At 68.8% G+C, this 16,881-nt stretch carries 13 protein-coding genes; 8 read left to right on the top strand and 5 right to left on the bottom strand.

What is annotated here, in order from left to right:
• The first annotated feature begins 284 nt into the window (after positions 1-284).
• Positions 285-1,562: a haloacid dehalogenase-like hydrolase gene (locus LGM89_RS03565; RefSeq protein WP_089441870.1), complete on the top strand. Its 1,278-nt coding sequence runs from the start codon at positions 285-287 to the stop codon at positions 1,560-1,562.
• Between the two features lie 87 nt (positions 1,563-1,649).
• Here the strand turns inward: LGM89_RS03565 and LGM89_RS03560 are convergent, their stop codons facing one another.
• The 3 genes from LGM89_RS03560 to LGM89_RS03550 all read right to left on the bottom strand — a co-directional run bounded on the left by LGM89_RS03560 (position 1,650) and on the right by LGM89_RS03550 (position 5,153).
• Positions 1,650-2,423 (bottom strand): slipin family protein, encoded by a 774-nt coding sequence (locus LGM89_RS03560; protein WP_226272305.1) that lies wholly within the window; start codon positions 2,421-2,423, stop codon positions 1,650-1,652.
• Entirely contained in the window at positions 2,420-3,997 is a 1,578-nt protein-coding gene (locus LGM89_RS03555) for an NfeD family protein (RefSeq protein WP_226272304.1), read from the bottom strand. The genes LGM89_RS03560 and LGM89_RS03555 overlap by 4 nt, the downstream gene beginning before the upstream one ends.
• 121 nt (positions 3,998-4,118) lie before the next feature.
• Positions 4,119-5,153 carry an AraC family transcriptional regulator gene (locus LGM89_RS03550; protein WP_047849575.1) on the bottom strand — a complete coding sequence of 345 codons (1,035 nt, stop codon included), beginning with the start codon at positions 5,151-5,153 and terminating at the stop codon, positions 4,119-4,121.
• 137 nt (positions 5,154-5,290) lie between these two features.
• Here LGM89_RS03550 and LGM89_RS03545 point away from each other — a divergent pair, with 137 nt between their 5' ends.
• The 6 genes from LGM89_RS03545 to LGM89_RS03520 all read left to right on the top strand — a co-directional run bounded on the left by LGM89_RS03545 (position 5,291) and on the right by LGM89_RS03520 (position 12,765).
• Positions 5,291-6,424 (top strand): acyl-CoA dehydrogenase family protein, encoded by a 1,134-nt coding sequence (locus LGM89_RS03545; protein ID WP_023477775.1) that lies wholly within the window; start codon positions 5,291-5,293, stop codon positions 6,422-6,424.
• Positions 6,425-6,583: 159 nt separating this feature from the next.
• Positions 6,584-8,290: an AMP-binding protein gene (locus LGM89_RS03540; RefSeq protein ID WP_226272303.1), complete on the top strand. Its 1,707-nt coding sequence runs from the start codon at positions 6,584-6,586 to the stop codon at positions 8,288-8,290.
• 115 nt (positions 8,291-8,405) lie between these two features.
• Positions 8,406-9,920, top strand: a complete 1,515-nt coding sequence (locus LGM89_RS03535; protein ID WP_226272302.1) for a CoA-acylating methylmalonate-semialdehyde dehydrogenase — start codon at positions 8,406-8,408, stop codon at positions 9,918-9,920.
• A gap of 18 nt (positions 9,921-9,938) precedes the next feature.
• Positions 9,939-10,841, top strand: a complete 903-nt coding sequence (gene mmsB, locus LGM89_RS03530; protein ID WP_226272301.1) for a 3-hydroxyisobutyrate dehydrogenase — start codon at positions 9,939-9,941, stop codon at positions 10,839-10,841.
• Entirely contained in the window at positions 10,838-11,629 is a 792-nt protein-coding gene (locus tag LGM89_RS03525; protein WP_226272300.1) for an enoyl-CoA hydratase, read from the top strand. Before mmsB ends, LGM89_RS03525 begins: the two co-directional genes overlap by 4 nt.
• Positions 11,626-12,765 (top strand): enoyl-CoA hydratase/isomerase family protein, encoded by a 1,140-nt coding sequence (locus tag LGM89_RS03520; RefSeq protein ID WP_226272299.1) that lies wholly within the window; start codon positions 11,626-11,628, stop codon positions 12,763-12,765. The genes LGM89_RS03525 and LGM89_RS03520 overlap by 4 nt, the downstream gene beginning before the upstream one ends.
• 66 nt (positions 12,766-12,831) lie before the next feature.
• On the opposite strand, the gene LGM89_RS03515 is transcribed toward LGM89_RS03520, so the two are convergent.
• Entirely contained in the window at positions 12,832-13,737 is a 906-nt protein-coding gene (locus tag LGM89_RS03515; protein ID WP_124578372.1) for a LysR family transcriptional regulator, read from the bottom strand.
• A gap of 177 nt (positions 13,738-13,914) precedes the next feature.
• Between LGM89_RS03515 and LGM89_RS03510 the strand changes: the two genes are divergently transcribed.
• Positions 13,915-15,453: an MFS transporter gene (locus tag LGM89_RS03510; RefSeq protein ID WP_226272298.1), complete on the top strand. Its 1,539-nt coding sequence runs from the start codon at positions 13,915-13,917 to the stop codon at positions 15,451-15,453.
• A gap of 42 nt (positions 15,454-15,495) precedes the next feature.
• On the opposite strand, the gene LGM89_RS03505 is transcribed toward LGM89_RS03510, so the two are convergent.
• Entirely contained in the window at positions 15,496-16,869 is a 1,374-nt protein-coding gene (locus LGM89_RS03505) for an efflux transporter outer membrane subunit (RefSeq protein ID WP_226272297.1), read from the bottom strand.
• Positions 16,870-16,881 lie beyond the last annotated feature (12 nt).

Here is a 16,881-nt window from a genome sequence, read left to right as displayed (position 1 = left end):
CCGTCCGGGTCGGGACACTGACCGGGATCGTCACGCGCCGTCTTCCGGCGCCGGCCCGGATGGCCGCGTGCGCGGCCGCCTTGCGACGGCGCGACATGTCGCGCCGGATCAACTCCCCGTCGTGTCGCGACGTGACGCTGTCAAATTGCCGAAATAATTTCGTCACATCATTCGCCCCCGGTTCGGAGCCGTCCCGGCTTCGCCGCGCCGATCAGCGGCCGGTGCGCGGTGAGCCGCGCGGGATAGCGACTGAAACCGATTCGACATTTCCAGGGAGAGAGACCATGCAACGCCGCCAGTTCATGAATACCCTTGCCGCGGCGACCGCCGCGACATCGCTGATGCTCAAGGCCGGCACGGCCGGCGCGAAGAGCGCAGCCGTGCCGGATGCGCTGGACCCGGGCCGCTGGTCGCCGTTCAACGCCGCGCGCCTGCAGGCGGTGCTCGACCAGCATGGCGTCGCGAGCGCGCACTACGACGACAAGCGCCGCCCGTACGCGGTGTTCGACTGGGACAACACGTGCATCATGAACGACTGCGAAGAGGCGCTGCTGATGTACCAGATCAACCATCTGCAGTACAAACTGACGCCAGCCGAATTCGTCGACGTGATGTGGAAGGACGTGCCGAAGGGCGCCTTCATGAAGGACTACGCGACGGTGGACGGCAAGCCGGTGACGATGGAAGACCTCGCGGCCGACGTCGAATCCGACTATCGCTGGCTTTACGCGAACTACCAGGGATTCGGCGGCGACAAGAGCCTCGACGAGATTCGCGAGACCGATCAGTTCAAGGATTTCCGCGCGAAGCTGTACTTCATGTACGACGCGATCTGCGACACGCATCCGCTTGAGATCGGCTACAAGTGGATCATCTATTTCTACAAGAACATGACGACCGCCGAGCTGCAGGCGATGGCGGAAGCGTCGAACAACTACGGCATCGGCGATGCGTTGCGCAAGGTCCGTTACGAAAGCCCGAAGACGCTGCCGGGCAAGGCCGGCGTGGTGGCCGACACGCATTTCCACGGCATTCGCATTCACGAGGAAATCCGCGCGGTGATGCATACGCTGCGCGCCAACGGCATCGACGTGTACGTCAGCACGGCATCGCTCGACGATGTCGTGCGTGTGTTCGCCGGCAATCCGAACTATGGCTACGGCGTGCCGCCCGGGAACGTGATCGGCTTGCGTCTCGACATGCGGGACGGCAAGTACACGAGCACGTATCCGGCCGGCTGGCATTTCAACTGGGGGCCCGGCAAGACGGTGGGCATCCGCAACGTCCTTGCGTCGAAGAAGGGTTATGGCCCGCTGCTGGTGTTCGGCGACAGCGACGGCGACGCGTGGATGCTGCGCGACTTCAAGGACACCGCGGCCGGCGTGATCGTCAACCGGATGAAGAAGGGCGAGATTGGCGCGGACAGCAAACTCGCGGCCGAACAGATCGGCAAGTCGGACGCGCGCTTCCTGCTGCAGGGCCGCGATGAGCACACGGGCCTGATGATCCCGGACGAGAAGTCGATCAAGTACGGCAAGACCGAGCGCAAGCTGCTGGCTTGACGCGCGCCGGGCGCTGGACGCTGGGCGGTTGCGGCCCAGCGTCCAGCGGAATCGACTGCCGCGCCGCGCGGGCCGGAAACGAGCGTCTCAGCGCTCGCGTGGCGCGCCCAACCGCTCCAGCAACGCCCCCAGCAGATCGACCGGCAGCGGGAACACGATCGTCGAGTTCTTGTCCGCCGCGATCGTCGTCAGCGTCTGCAGGTAGCGCAGCTGCATCGCCTGCGGCTGCAGCGCGAGTCGTTGCGCGGCCTGCAGCAGCTTCTCCGACGCCTGCAATTCACCTTCAGCATGAATCACCTTCGCGCGCCGCTCGCGCTCGGCCTCGGCCTGCCGCGCGATCGCGCGGATCATCGTCTCGTTCAGGTCCACGTGCTTGATCTCGACCGTCGACACCTTGATCCCCCACGCATCGGTCTGCGCGTCGAGCGTCTTCTGGATGTCGGCGTTCAATTGCTCGCGCTCGGCAAGCAGCGCATCGAGTTCGTGCTTGCCGAGCACCGCGCGCAGCGTCGTCTGCGCGAGCTGGCTCGTCGCCTCGAAGAAGCGCGCCACCTGGATCACGGCCTTCTCCGGATCGACCACGCGGAAATACACGACCGCATTGACCTTCACCGACACGTTGTCGCGCGTGATCACGTCCTGTGCGGGCACGTCGAACACGACGGTGCGCAGGTCGATCCGCACGACCTGCTGGACGATCGGGATGATCAGCACGAGCCCCGGCCCCTTCACCTTCCAGAAGCGGCCGAGCATGAACACGACGCCGCGCTCGTACTCGCGGAAGATGCGGATCGACGACGCGACGAGCACCACGACGAAGACGATCAGGATGCTGCTGAAGCCGAACGTGAAACCGATCATGAAGGTTCTCCCTGGTGTTGTTCTCGATGGGGTTCCTGCCCCGGCACGTCGTAGAGCGGGGCGACGGTGAGCAGCAGCCCGTGGCGGCCGGTGACGCGCACGCGGCAGCCCGCGGCAAGCGGCGCACTGCTGGCCACGCGCCAGCGCTCGCCGCGCACGCGCGCCCAGCCGGCGGCGGACGGCGCGGCGCCGGCCGCAGCGTGCGGCTGGTCGGCCAGCAGGCCGTCGTCGAGCACCTCGCCGATGCTGCCGACCATCGCCTCGGCGCCCGTCACGACCGGGCGGCGGCGCGCGCGCAGCGCGACGCTCGATACGCCCGCGACGAGCAGCCCGCCGCCGAGCGCGAGACTCGCGATCACGGGCCACGGAATCCCGTAGCCGGGCACGTCGGTGTCGATCAGCATCAGCGCGCCGATCGTGAACGACACGATCCCGCCGAACCCGAGCACGCCGAAGGTCGGCAGGAACGCCTCGGCGACCAGGCAGCCGAGACCGAGCAGCACGAGGCCGAGGCCCGCATAGCTGATCGGCAGCAACTGCATCGCGAACAGCCCGACCAGCAGACAGATCGTGCCGGCGACGCCCGGCAGCACGAAGCCGGGGTTCGCGAACTCGAAGAACAGGCCGTAGATGCCGATCGTCAGCAGGATCAGCGCGACGTTCGGGTCGGCAATGATCGCCAGGAAGCGGCTGCGCCAGTCGGGCTCGACCACGACGAGCGGCGCATGCGCGGTTGCGAGCCGCACCGTGCCGGCGGTGGTCGTCGCGCTATGGCCGTCGAGCTGGCGGGCGAGATCGGCCGGATCCTGCGCGATCAGGTCGACCACATGCTGCGCGCGCGCCTCGCTTGCCGACAGGCTCACGGCCTCGCGCACAGCGCGCTCGGCCCATTCGGCATTGCGCCCGCGCAGTTGCGCGAGGCCGCGGATATACGCGGAGGCGTCCTGCATTGCCTTGCGGATCTCGGTCGATTGCGTATCGGTCGGCAGCGCGGCTTGCGAAGCGGCCGCATCGGACGCCCCCGACGCCCCCGAGGTGCCGCCCGGCATCCGCGGTGCCGCAGGATTCCCGCCCGGCGGCGCGGCGCCGCCGATGCCGAACTGCACGGGCGACGCCGCGCCGAGATTGGTGCCGGGCGCCATTGCCGCGAAGTGGCTGGCATAGACGATGTAGGTGCCCGCGCTCGCGGCCCGCGCGCCGCCCGGCGCGACGAACGCGGCGACCGGCACCGGCGAGCCGAGGATGGCCTTGATGATCTGCCGCATCGACGTGTCGAGGCCGCCGGGCGTGTCGAGCTGCAGGATCGCGAGCGGCGCGTGCTGGCGGGCCGCGCGCTCGAGCGAGCGCACGATGAAATCGGCGCTGGCCGGGCCGATCGCGCCGTTGATCGGGATCACGACGACCGGGCGGGCGGCGGCGGGGGCTTTGGCGGGCGGCGGCGCGGCGACCGCGGCGCACACGACGAGCAGCGCCGCGAACAGCGCGGCGCGCGCGACCCGCGCGGACAGCGGGTGACGAGGGTGGCCGCCGGGCGTGGCAGGCGCCGGCGACGGCCCGTGACGATGAAAGTGCATCGCGGCGTCCGGGCGGCGCGCGGCCGCGTGCCGTCCGGCTGGCGGAAAGGGCCTGGGCCCGATGCTTAAAGATTAGGCGGTTTCGGCACAAAGCGCGAAGCGACGGCCGTGCCGGCCGGCTTCAGCTCGCGCTGCCGCCCCGCGCGAGCACCTCGTCGCGATAGTCGGCCGGGCTGCGCCCGCTCCATTTGCGGAACGCGCGGTAGAACGCGCTCGGTTCCGCGAAACCGGTGGCCGCCGCGACATCGGCGATCGTGCGCGCGGGGTCGGCCAGCGCCTCGAACGCGAGATCGCGCCGCAGCGTGTCCTTGATCGACTGGTACGCGTGGCCTTCCTGGTGCAGCTTGCGGCGCAGCGTCGCCTCGGCCACGTGCAGCCGCGCGGCCATTCCGCCCGCACCCGGCCAGGCGGCCGGCGGCATCCCGCGCAGCACCGCGCGCACGCGCTGCGCGAGCGCGTTCGGGTTGCGGTACTTGACGATGAAGCTCGCCGGCGCGTTGCGCAGGAACGTCTTCAGCGTCTTCGCGTTCTGCACGACTGGCAACGTCGCGAATTCGGGATCGAAATCGACATACGAATCGGGCTCGTTGAAGCGCATGTCGTCACAGAACATCGACGGGTATTCGTGGTCGGCGGGCGGCGTGTCGCAGCGGAAGCTCGCATGCAGCAGCGGGATGCGCCGCCCGATCAGCCAGCAGGTGAGCCCGTACACGATGATGAAATAGGTCGCATACGTGAACATCGCGGGCGTCGCGCCGTTGTTGCGGTGCACGAAGCGCAGCCGCACGCGCTGCGGGTTCGCATCGAGCTCCGCGTGCAGATCGTCGAGCACGCAGTGCATGAAATTCACCGCGCGCGCCATCGCGTGCAGGCCGTCGCGCGCGGACAGCGCCGCCTGGCTCATCGCGATGAAGCTGCCGCTGCGCATCGGGTGGCGGTCCTGCCCGAAAAACTCGTCGTCGAGCGTGCGCGCGATCGCGTTCCATAGCGCACCGTATTGCTGCGCGGACACCCGTGCGCGCGGCTGCCCGAGCAGCGCGGGCGCGATGCCGGCCTGCGCGAGCAGCGGCTCGGCCGCGACGCCGCGCCGGGTCGCGAGCGCGACGCTGTAAGCGACGAGGCTGATCGCGACGGTTCCCTTGTCTTCCTGCTTCATCCGTGCCGCCGGTGTGGCAAAAACGCTCAGTGTAAATGAGCGACGCGAGCATCGAACAGTCGCGCGGGCTTGCCTACACTTGTTGCATCGAAACGCAAGGACGGTCGCGCCCGGCGGCCGCGGGAGACAGCAGCACCATGGACGAGCTTTACACCGAAGACCAGCGGATGATCCGCGACGCCGCGCGCGCGTTCGCCACCGAAATGCTGGCGCCGAACGCGGCGCAGTGGGACCACGATGCGCACCTGCCCGACGCGATCGTCGCGCAGCTCGGCGAGCTCGGCCTGCTCGGGATGATCGTGCCGCAGGAGCTGGGCGGCTCGTATACGGACTACGTGGCCTACGCGCTGGCGATGGAAGAGGTTGCCGCCGGCGACGCCGCGTGCGCGACGATGATGAGCGTGCACAACTCGGTCGGCTGCGGGCCGATCCTCGGCTTCGGCACGCCCGCGCAGAAGGATCGCTGGCTGGCCGACATGGCTGCAGGCCGCGTGATCGGCGCGTTCTGCCTGACCGAGCCGCACGCCGGCTCCGAGGCGAACAACCTGCGCACGCGTGCGGAACTGCGCGACGGCAAATGGGTGCTGAACGGCGCGAAGCAGTTCGTGACCAACGGCCAGCGCGCCGGCGTGGCGATCGTTTTTGCCATGACCGACCCGGAAGCCGGCAAGCGCGGCATTTCCGCGTTCCTGGTGCCGACCGACACGCCGGGCTTCATCGTCGGCAAGCCCGAGAAGAAGATGGGCATCCGCGCGTCGGATACGTGCCCGATCACGTTCGAGAACTGCGCGATTCCCGAAGAGAACCTGCTCGGCAATCGTGGCGAAGGGCTGAAGATCGCGCTGTCGAACCTCGAGGGCGGGCGCATCGGCATCGCCGCGCAGGCGCTCGGCATCGCGCGCGCCGCATTCGACAAGGCACGCCGCTATGCGGGCGAGCGCGTGCAGTTCGGCAAGCCGATCGCCGAGCACCAGGCGATCCAGCAGAAACTCGCCGACATGGCCGTGCAGATCAACGCCGCGCGCCTGCTCGTGCATCACGCGGCGAAGCTGCGCACCGCCGGGCTGCCGTGCCTGTCGGAAGCGTCGCAGGCGAAGCTGTTCGCATCGGAGATGGCCGAGCGCGTGTGTTCGGACGCGATCCAGATCCACGGCGGCTACGGTTACCTGGTCGATTACGAAGTCGAGCGTCACTATCGCGACGCACGCATCACGCAGATTTACGAAGGCACCAGCGAAGTGCAGCGGATGGTGATCGCGCGGCAGCTTTGAGCTGCGGCGGTTACCCCGGCGACGACATCACGCAGGGCACGAGGGCAGCGCGGCGAACGCGGCACGCAACGACGTGACCGTGCGCCGCAACAGAGGCAACCGGGCATGGGCTGCAGCGCATGCGTGGTTGACCGTGAGGCATGGAGACTGGAGGACACGATGACGGTACAGGCATTCCTGGACGCACGCGACTTTCTGCTGCGCCACCGCACCGACTACGACACCGCGTACCGCGCGTTCGAGTGGCCGGTGCTCGACGCATTCAACTGGGCGCTCGACTACTTCGACCCGATGGCGCGCGGCAACGACCAGCCCGCGCTGTGGATCGTCGACGCGGCGACCGGCACGGGCGATCCGTATTCGTTCGCGCAGATGTCCGAGCGTTCGTCGCGGATCGCGAACTGGCTGCGTTCGATCGGCGTCGTGCGCGGCGACCGGATCCTGCTGATGCTGCCGAACCGCGTTGAGCTGTGGGACGCGATGCTCGCCGCGATGAAGCTCGGCGCGATCGTGCTGCCTGCGACCACGCAACTGTCGCCCGACGACGTACGCGACCGCGTGCAGATCGGCGGCGCGAAATACGCGATCGTCGACGAGAACGAAACCGCCAAGTTCGAACAGCCGGATCTCGGCCTCGCGCAGAAGATCGTCGCCGGCGCGCCGCGCGCGGGCTGGCTCGCGATGCACGACGGCTACGCGGCGAGCGCCGAATTCGAGCCGGACGCCATCACGCACGCGAACGATCCGATGCTGCTGTACTTCACGTCGGGCACGACGTCGAAGCCGAAGCTCGTCGAGCATACGCACCGCACCTACCCGGTCGGCCATCTGTCGACGATGTACTGGGTCGGCCTGCAGCCGGGCGACATCCACTGGAACATCAGCTCGCCGGGCTGGGCGAAGCACGCATGGAGCTGCTTCTTCGCGCCGTGGAACGCGCAGGCTTGCGTGTTCGCGTTCAACTACGCGCGTTTCGAGCCGAAGGTGGTGCTCGATGCGCTCGTCAAATACCAGGTGACGACGCTGTGCGCGCCGCCGACCGTGTGGCGCATGCTCGTGCAGCAGCCGCTCGCGTCGTTCGACGTGAAGCTGCGCGAGATCGTCGGTGCCGGCGAGCCGCTGAATCCCGAGATCATCGAGCGCGTGAAGAAGGCGTGGGGCATCGCGATCCGCGACGGCTACGGCCAGACCGAAACGACCTGCCTGATCGGCAACTCGCCGGGCCAGCCGGTCGTCGCGGGGTCGATGGGCCGGCCGCTGCCCGGCTACCGGATCGAATTGCTCGACCCGGACGGCACGCCGGTGACCGAAGGCGAGGTCGCGCTGCCGATCGGCGCGGACGTCGTGCGCCCGGTCGGGCTGATGAAAGGCTATGCGAACAACCCCGACGCGACGGCCTACGCGATGCGCGACGGCCACTACCGCACGTCGGACATCGCGATGCGCCGCGACGACGGTTACTACGTGTACATCGGCCGCGCGGACGACGTGTTCAAGTCGTCCGACTACCGGCTGAGCCCGTTCGAACTCGAAAGCGTGCTGATCGAGCATCCGGCGATCGCCGAGGCGGCTGTCGTGCCGAGCCCCGACCCCGTGCGGCTGTCGGTGCCGAAGACCTTCATCACGCTGCGACAGGGCTACGAGGAGAGCCCCGAACTCGCGCTGGACATCTTCCGCTTCTCGCGCGAGAAGCTCGCGCCGTACAAGCGGATTCGCCGCCTGCAGTTCGCGGAGCTGCCGAAGACGATCTCGGGGAAGATCCGCCGCGTCGAATTGCGCCGCCGCGAGATCGAGCGCGGTGATGACGCCAGTGAACGGATGCCCGGCGAATACTGGGAAGAGGATTTCGCCGCCGAACTCAAGTGAAGTGACGTGACCGCGGGCCGCGCGCGCCGCCCTTCGCGGCCGCCGCCCGCAGCCGAATTGAACCGGCCGCGCGGCGATCTCGCGCTTCGCGGCCCTCTGGAAGGAGAGAGGATCGATGAACGCGAATTCGAAAGACGTGCCGACGGTCAAGCTGCTGATCGACGGCGCCTTCGTCGAGTCCGCCACGAACGAGTGGCGCGACATCGTCAACCCGGCGACGCAGCAGGTGCTCGCGCGCGTGCCGTTCGCGACCGTCGCGGAAGTCGACGCGGCCGTGCAGGCCGCGCACACCGCTTTCGCGACGTGGAAGAACACACCGATCGCCGCGCGCATGCGCATCATGCTGAAGTTCCAGGATCTCGTGCGCACGAACCAGCAGCGCATCGCGAAGACGCTGACGGCCGAGCAGGGCAAGACGATTCCCGATGCCGAAGGCGACATTTTCCGCGGCCTCGAAGTGGTCGAGCATGCGTGCTCGATCGGTTCGCTGCAGCTCGGCGAGTTCGCGGAGAACGTCGCGGGCGGCGTCGATACCTACACGCTGCGCCAGCCGCTCGGCGTGTGCGCGGGTATCACGCCGTTCAACTTCCCCGCGATGATTCCGCTGTGGATGTTCCCGATGGCGATCGTGTGCGGCAACACGTTCGTGCTGAAGCCGTCGGAACAGGACCCGCTGTCGACGATGGAACTCGTCGAGCTCGCGATCGAAGCCGGCGTACCGAAAGGGGTACTGAACGTCGTGCACGGCGGCAAGGAAGTCGTCGACGCGATCTGCACGCATCCGCTCGTGAAGGCGATCTCGTTCGTCGGCTCGACGGCGGTCGGCACGCACGTGTACAACCTCGGCAGCGCGCACGGCAAGCGCGTGCAGTCGATGATGGGCGCGAAGAATCACGCGGTCGTGCTGCCCGATGCAAACCGCGAGCAGGCGATCAACGCGCTCGTCGGCGCCGGCTTCGGCGCGGCCGGCCAGCGCTGCATGGCCACGTCGGTCGCGGTGCTCGTCGGCAACGCGCGCGACTGGCTGCCGGACATCGTCGCGAAGGCAAAGGCGCTGAAGGTCAATGCGGGCGCTGAAGCCGGCACGGACGTCGGGCCGGTCGTGTCGAAGGCCGCGAAGGAACGCATCCTGTCGCTGATCGACGCGGGCGTGAAGGAAGGCGCGAAGCTCGAACTCGACGGTCGCGACGTGAAGGTGACCGGCTACGAGCAGGGCAATTTCGTCGGTCCGACGATCTTCTCGGGCGTGAAGACGAACATGTCGGTCTACACGCATGAAATCTTCGGGCCCGTGCTGGTCGTGATGGAAGCCGACACGCTCGACGACGCGATCGCGCTCGTCAACGCGAATCCGTTCGGCAACGGCGTGGGCCTGTTCACGCAGAGCGGCGCGGCTGCGCGCAAGTTCCAGAGCGAGATCGACATCGGCCAGGTCGGCATCAACATCCCGATTCCGGTGCCCGTGCCGTTCTTCAGCTTCACGGGTTCGCGCGGCTCGAAGCTCGGCGATCTCGGCCCGTACGGCAAGCAGGTCGTGCAGTTCTACACGCAGACCAAGACGGTCACCGCGCGCTGGTTCGACGACGACACGACGGCCGGCCCGGTGAATACGACGATCCGGCTGCATTGAGCGGCGGAGGACACGAACATGAAAATCGGTTTTATCGGCCTTGGCCACATGGGCGCGCCGATGGCGCTGAACCTGCTGAAAGCAGGCCATGAAGTACATGCGTTCGACCTGAGCGCCGACGCATTGCGCGCGCTGCAGGACGCCGGCGCACAGGTGGCCGCGTCGCCGCGCGATGCGGCATCGGGCGCGACGTTCGTCATCACGATGCTGCCGGCCGCCCCGCACGTGCGCTCGGTACTCACCGGCGAGAACGGCGTGCTCGCCGGCCTCGGCGCGGGCGCGACCGTGATCGATTCGAGTACGATCGACCCGGCGAGCGCGCAGGCGTTCGGCGCGCTCGTGCGCGAGCACGGCGGCGCGTTCGTCGATGCGCCCGTGTCGGGCGGCACCGGCGGCGCGGCGGCCGGCACGCTGACCTTCATGGTCGGCGGCAGCGATGCGGATTTCGAGCGCGTGAAGCCGGTGCTCGCGGGCATGGGCAAGAACATCGTCCACTGCGGCGCGACGGGGATGGGGCAGGTCGCGAAGGTCTGCAACAACCTCGTGCTCGGCATCTCGATGGCGGCGGTGTCGGAGGCGATGTCGCTCGGCGTCGCGCTCGGCATCGACCCGAAGGTGCTGGCCGGCATCGTCAACACGTCGACGGGCCGCTGCTGGAGTTCGGATACGTACAACCCGTATCCGGGCGTGATCGAAACCGCGCCGTCGTCGCGCGGTTACTCGGGCGGTTTCGGCACCGACCTGATGCTGAAGGATCTCGGCCTCGCAAACGATGCCGCGAAGCAGGCGCGCCAGCCCGTCTATCTCGGCGCGCTCGCGCAGCAGCTGTACCAGACGATGAGCAGCCGCGGCGACGGCCAGCTCGATTTCTCGGCGGTGATCCGCCTGTACCAACCGGCAACGAAGAAGGACGCCTCATGATCGAACTCGACTACGTCGACGACGGCGCGATCGCATGCGCGACGCTCAAGCGTCCGCCCGCGAACGCCTTTACCGCCGACGGGCTGCGGCAACTGCAGGAAACCGTCGCCGAACTGAATGCGAACCCGCGCGTGCGCGCGCTGGTGATCACCGGCGACGGCCCGAAGTTCTTCAGCGCGGGTGCCGATCTCAACACGTTCGCCGAAGGCGACCGCGCGGTGGCACGCGCGATGGCGTCGCGGTTCGGCGCGGCGTTCGAGGCGCTGCACGACGCGCGCGTCGTGACGATCGCGGCGATCAACGGCTACGCGATGGGTGGCGGGCTCGAATGCGCGCTCGCGTGCGACCTGCGGATCGCGGAGACGCATGCGCAGATGGCGCTGCCCGAACCGTCGGTCGGCCTGCTGCCGTGCGGCCTCGGCACGCAGACGCTGCCCTGGCTCGTCGGCGAAGGCTGGGCGAAGAAGATCATCCTGACCGGCGCGCGTGTCGATGCGGCCACGGCGCTCAGGATCGGCCTCGTCGAGGACGTCGTGGAGTCGGGCGCATCGCGCGATGCCGCGCTGGCGCTGGCACGCAACGTCGCCCGGCAGAGCCCGCATGCGGTCGCTTACAGCAAGGAGCTGATCGGCCTCGCGCGCCGCGGCGTGCCGCGCGGCGCGGCGCTCGCGGTCGAGCGTGAACGTTTCGTCGACCTGTTCGACACGAACGATCCGCGCGAAGGCGTGGCTGCATTCCTCGGCAAGCGCGCGCCGCAGTGGCACAACGACGGAGAGCCGCAACGATGAGCACGCCGGTGACGAATCACGACGCGTTCGCGGAGCACGCCCCCGAGGTGCTGTTCCGCGTGGTGAACCGCGTGGCGCTGATCACGCTGAACCGGCCGGCCGCGCTCAATGCGCTGTCGTACCCGATGATCGGCGAGCTGGCCGCGCTGCTCGAGCGCTGCCGTCACGACGACCAGATCGTCGCGGTCGTGCTGCGCGGTGCGGGCGAGAAGGGTTTCTGCGCAGGCGGCGACGTGCGTGCGCTGTACCGGATGGTCGCGCAGCGCGAAACCTGGCTGCCGTTCTTCGTCGACGAATACCGGCTCGACTATTCGATCCATACGTTTCCGAAGCCGGTGGTCGCGCTGATGGACGGCGTGACGATGGGCGGCGGCATGGGCCTCGCGCAGGGCGCGGCGCTGCGTGTCGCGACCGAGCGCAGCAAGATCGCGATGCCGGAGACGCGCATCGGCCTCGTGCCCGACGTCGGCGCGACGCATTTCCTGTCGCGCATGCCGGCCGAACTCGAGCTGTACGTCGGGCTGACCGGCGCGATGCTGTCGGGCGCCGACGCACTTACGGCGAAACTCGCGGATCTGTGCGTGCCGTCCGCGTGGCTCGACACGTTCGAGACGCGCATCGAAAGCGTCAAGTGGGAAGGCGATGCATTGTCGTTGCTGCGCAAGGTGTTCGAGCCGCCGTGCAACGTCGTGCCGCACGCGGCGCTCGACAGCCAGATGCCGTGGATCGTGCGTCACTTCGACAAGCGCTCGACCGTCGAGCGGATCGTTGCGACCGTGACGCAGGATCTTGCACGCGAGGAGCTGTCGCGCGAGCACCGTCAATGGCTGCAGGCGACGCTCGATGCGCTCACCGGCCACTCGCCGACGATGCTGTGCGTGACCCGCGAGGCACTGCTGCGCGGCCGCCAGATGGCGCTGGCCGAATCGTTCCGGATGGAGCTCGGCATCGTCGCGCGCGCGATCGAGGAAGGCGACTTCTGCGAAGGCGTGCGCGCGCATCTCGTCGACAAGGATCGCAAGCCGCGCTGGGCGCCCGCGTCGCTCGTCGAGCTGCGCGCCGAACGCGTGCGGCATTTCCTGACGTCGCCGTGGAAGCTGTTCGCGCATCCGCTGGCCGATCTCGGCGCGGCGTGATGCTCCGACGCGCCCCCGCGGCGCGTCGGATTCATTTCATCCCATCCCATCCCATCCCGTCTCACCTCACCGTTCGATCATCGGCGGCACCGCCTGCGCGAGCGCGTCGATCACGCAGCGCGTCTTGCGCGGCAGGTAGCGCGTCTTCGGCCAGATCGCGTGGATGTCGCCTTCGCAGACGAAGCAGCGGTCGAGCACGACCGTCATCTCGCCGCGCTTCACGTAATGATCGAGCAGCCAGCTCGGCAGCCACGCGATCCCGAACCCCGACGCACCGGCCGCCGCGATCGCCTGCACGTCGTCGAAACTGAGCTGGTGCGGCATGTCGACCCGCACCGTCGAGCCGTCCAGCGCACGCAAGTCCCACGGTTGAACCACGCCCGAGCGTGAATACGCGATCGTCCGGTGGTCTTTCAGGTCGTCGAGCGTCTTCGGCATCCCGTAGCGGGCGAGATACGACGGCGCCGCGCCGAGGCTGCCGTATTGCGTGCCGAGCCGCCGCACCGCGAGGCTCGTGCTGTCCGCGAGCGTGCCGATCCGCACCGCGAGGTCGATGCCTTCCTCGACGAGATCGACGAAACGGTCGGTGATCGACACGTCGATCCGCAAATGCGGATAGGTGCGCGCGAGATCGAGCACGATGGGCGTCACGCAGTGATGCCCGAACGCGAGCGGCACGCTCAGGCGCAACTTGCCGCGCGGCTCGTTGCGGCCGCAGTCGAGGTCGGCTTCGGCCGCCTCCAGCTCCGCGAGCGCGCGCACGCAGCGGTCGTAGTACGCCTGGCCGTCGTCGGTCAGGCTCTGGCTGCGCGTCGTGCGCTGCAGCAGCCGCGCGCCGAGCCGCTTCTCGAGCCGCGCGATCGCCTTGCCGACGGCCGAACGCGTCATGTCGAGGCGCTCCGCGGCGAGCGCGAAGCTGCCCGATTCCACTACCTGGACGAAGGTCGTCACGCCGTCGAGTCTGTCGGTCATGGGAGGGGCGTTAATTGAGTCCTGAAATTCCCCAGTCTGGAGAAATGCGTGCGTCAATGGGGATGAAGATTCTCACTATAGTACCGATTCCTGTTCAGCGTGCGTCGCCGGCCGCACGCGGAGCATCCCTCTTACCTGGAGGCGCGCGGCCCGTTGCCGGGTCGCGGCGCAATACGCATGACGCAATCCGACTCCCGCAGGAATGCGGTCGCGCTCGCGGCCGTCTGTCTCACGTCGCTGATGTTCGGCCTCGAAATCTCGAGCGTGCCGGTGATCCTGCCGACGCTCGAACACGTGCTGCATGGCGATTTCAACGGCATGCAGTGGATCATGAACGCGTACACGATCGCGTGCACGACCGTGCTGATGGCCGCCGGCACGCTCGCCGACCGGTTCGGCCGCAAGCGCGTGTACGTGATCGGCACCGTGCTGTTCGGCGCGACGTCGCTGCTGTGCGGGCTCGCGCCGAACGTGCCGGTGCTCGTCGCGGGGCGGTTGCTGCAGGGCGCCAGCGGCGGCGCGATGCTGATCTGCCAGATTGCGGTGCTGTCGCACCAGTTCCGCGAGGGCCGGGAGCGCGGCCGTGCGTTCGGGATCTGGGGGATCGTGTTCGGCATCGGGCTCGGGTTCGGGCCGATCGTCGGCGGCGCGATCGTCGCGCTGGCAAGCTGGCCGTGGGTGTTCCTCGTCCATGCGCCGCTCGCGGCCGTCGCGCTCGTGCTGATCGGCGGCGCGGTGCAGGAGTCGCGCGATCCGCACGCGGGCAGGCTCGACGTCGCAGGCATCGTCACGTTGTCGCTCGCGGTGCTCGGCCTGGCGTTCTACATCACGCAAAGCGCGGCGCTCGGGCTGACCAGCGCGGCCGGCCTCGGCGTGCTCGGCGCGACCGTGCTGGCGCTGGCCGGCTTCTTCATCGCGGAACGCGCCAGTGCGCGGCCGATGTTCGATTTCTCGGTGTTCCGGATTCGCGCGTTCACCGGCGCGATCTTCGGTTCGATGGGGATGAACTTCAGCTTCTGGCCGTTCATGATCTACCTGCCGATCTGGTTCCAGGTCGCGCTCGGCTACGACAGCGTGACGGCCGGCCTCGCGTTGCTCGCGTACACGTTGCCGACGCTGGTCGCGCCGCCGTTCGGCGAACGGCTCGCGCTGCGCTACGGGCCGGGCGTCGTGATCCCGGGCGGCCTGTTCACGATCGCCGCGGGGTTCGCGCTGATGCGGATCGGCAGCGCGGCCGACCACGCCAGCTGGATCACGATGCTGCCCGGCTGCGTGATCGCCGGCATCGGGCTCGGGCTCACGAATACCCCCGTGACCAACACGACGACGGGTGCGGTGCCGAGCTCGCGGGCCGGGATGGCGTCGGGCATCGACATGAGCGCGCGGATGATCTCGCTCGCGCTGAACATCGCGGCGATGGGCTTCGTGCTGGTCGCGGGGATCGTCGCGAGCCTGAAGGGCGGTGTCGCGGGCACGATCGGCGATGCGGCGCTGCGCCGGCTCGCGCAGGAGATTGCGTCGGGCCGCACGGACGGATTGCACGAGATCGCACCGGCGCTCGCGCAGGCCGACCCGAGCGGCGCGGCGTTGCACGCGGCGCTCGTGCACGGATTCGGCTGGGTGATGGTGTACGGCGCGGCGGGCGTGGCCGTGCTCGCGACGGCGAGCGCGGTGGCGTTCGCGCCGGCGCGGCGCAGAGCGCCCGTGTGTGAATGACACCGCGCCTGATCGGCGCGGCCGGCCCGGTGCGCGCTTCGGTCAGGACATCCCGCCGCCGAGCGCGCGGTACAGCGTCATCTGGTTGTTGAGCCGGTTCAGGCGCGTCAGTTCGTCGGCGCTTTGCGCGTCGCGCAGCCGCTGCTGCTGGTCGAGCCACGGCTGCACGGCGGTCGCGCCGGCCGCGAAGCGCGCGGCGGCCAGCTGTTCGGCGCGCTGCGCCTGGGTCAGCGACAGCGCGCGCTGCTCGGCTTCGCGTTCGAGCTGCACACGCGCCGACAGCGCGTTCTCGACTTCCGCGAGCGCCGTGTAGAGCTTCTGGCGGAACCCGACGACGGCTTCCTCGTACTGCGACTTCGACACCTTGATCTGCAGCTGCATCGTGTTCCACTGGATGAACGGCAGTGCCAGGCCGAGCCCGAGCGTGCCGACCGGATTCATCAGCACGCGCTCGAGGCTCGTGCTCGACGTACCGGCCTGCCCGGTCAGCGTGAAGGTCGGATAGAAGCTCGTGCGCGTCGCGTCGACTTGCGCCAGCGATTCGCGCAGCCGGAATTCCGCCGCGCGCAGGTCGGGACGCCGGCCGAGCAGGCTCGCGGGCAGGCCGGCCACGACTTCCGGCGGCGCCGCGACGGGCAGTGCGGATGGCTCGGCCGCGCGCTGCTGCGGCGGCCGGTCGAACAGGATCGCGAGCGCGTGGCGATTCTCGGTGCGCTGCTGGATCAGTTGCGTCTGCGCGGCGCGTTGCGCGGCGAGGCTCTGTTCGGCCTGCGCGAGATCGAGCCCCGACACGGCGCCGGCCGTGTGCCGCGACCGCACGACCGCGAGCGTGCGGACTGCATACGCGATGTTCGCGTCGCCGAGCGCGATCTGCCGGTTCAGATAACCGATCTGCCAGTACAGCGACGCCGTCGTGCCGATCAGCGACAGCCGCGCGGCTTCGAGATCGGCGGCTGTCGCGTCGGCTTCCCAGCGCGCGGCGTCGCGCAGCGCGGCCAGCCGGCCCCACAGGTCGATTTCATAGCTGAGCGAACCGGTCACGCCGCTCGTCCGGCTCATCCGGTGCGTATCGAGCGTGCGCGACACGGCGCCGTTCGCGCCGAGCGACACGTTCGGCGTCAGGTTCGTATCCGCGAGCCCGGCTTGCAGTTGCGCGCGGTACACGCGGATCGCCGCGATCGCGAGGTCGTTGTTGGCGCGCAGCGCATCGTCGATCAGCGCATCGAGTTGCGGGTCGCCGAAGCTGCGCCACCAGTCGCGTGAGGTGGCCGGTGCATTGGCGGAAACCGGTGCCTCCCAGTTCGCGGGCATCGCGACAGGGGGCAGCGGTTCGTGGCGCGCGCCGGCGCAGCCGGCGAGCAGCGCGGCCGCGCACGTGACTGCGCCCAGGCGGTGAAGCGGTGAGGAATGCGTCATGACAGGTCTTTC

Origin of the sequence: Burkholderia sp. AU31624, from assembly GCF_020420065.1 — a bacterium.
Taxonomy (GTDB): domain Bacteria; phylum Pseudomonadota; class Gammaproteobacteria; order Burkholderiales; family Burkholderiaceae; genus Burkholderia.
Note: the sequence above shows the minus strand (reverse complement) of the source record. Positions and strands in the feature narration are given on the sequence as shown.